Consider the following 867-nt stretch of genomic DNA (forward strand, 5'->3'; position numbering starts at 1 on the left):
CGCCGGTTGGTGGGGCTGTGGCGTATGTGATGTACACCTCGGGGTCGTCCGGGGCGCCCAAGGGTGTCGCGGTGACCCAGGAGGCGTTGACGAACTATGTGTCGGGTGTGTCGGGGCGGTTGGACTGGCGTGCTCCGGGGCTGCGGTACGGGTTGTTGCAGCCCCAGGTGACGGATCTGGGTAACACGGTGTTGTTCACCAGTCTGGTCACCGGCGGGCAGTTGCACATCCTGGACGAGGGGATGGTCCTTGACGCGCGGGCGGTCGCCGACTATCTGGTCGAGCATCGGATCGACGTGGTCAAGGCGGTGCCGTCGCATCTGGCGGCGTTGTCGGCGGTGGTCGGGGTGCAGGCGTTGCTGCCGGCCCGGTCGTTGGTCCTGGGTGGTGAGGCGGCGAACCCGCAGTGGTTGGCCGGGTTGCTGACCGTAGCGCGGGACGCGCAACGGCGGGTGTTCAACCACTACGGGCCGACCGAGACCACGATCGGGGTGGCCACCGCGGACCTGACCGACTGGACGGCCGGTGGTACGGCACCGGTCGGGTCGCCGATCACGAACACCCGGTTGTACGTCCTGGATGACGGGTTGGCGCCGGTACCGGTCGGGGTCGCCGGTGAGTTGTACGTCGCCGGTGCCGCTCTGGCGCGTGGCTATGTGGGCCGGTCGGGGTTGACCGGGCAACGGTTCGTGGCCTGCCCGTTCGGGTCCGGGCAGCGGATGTACCGCACCGGGGACCGGGTCAGATGGGCCGCCGATGGGCAGGTGGTGTTCCTGGGCCGGGTCGATGACCAGGTCAAGGTACGGGGATACCGGATCGAGCCGGGTGAGATCGAGACTGTGCTGTTGACCCATCCGGGTGTCGAGC

Annotated in this window: 1 protein-coding gene; it reads left to right on the forward strand. The window is 68.6% G+C overall.

The annotated features are described in order from the left end of the window. Positions 1-17: 17 nt before the first annotated feature. On the forward strand, positions 18-867 hold an 850-nt coding region (locus I0C86_RS00570), incomplete at its 3' end, for an AMP-binding protein (RefSeq protein ID WP_323373391.1).

Origin of the sequence: Plantactinospora alkalitolerans, from assembly GCF_015690345.1 — a bacterium.
GTDB lineage: Bacteria > Actinomycetota > Actinomycetes > Mycobacteriales > Micromonosporaceae > Plantactinospora > Plantactinospora alkalitolerans.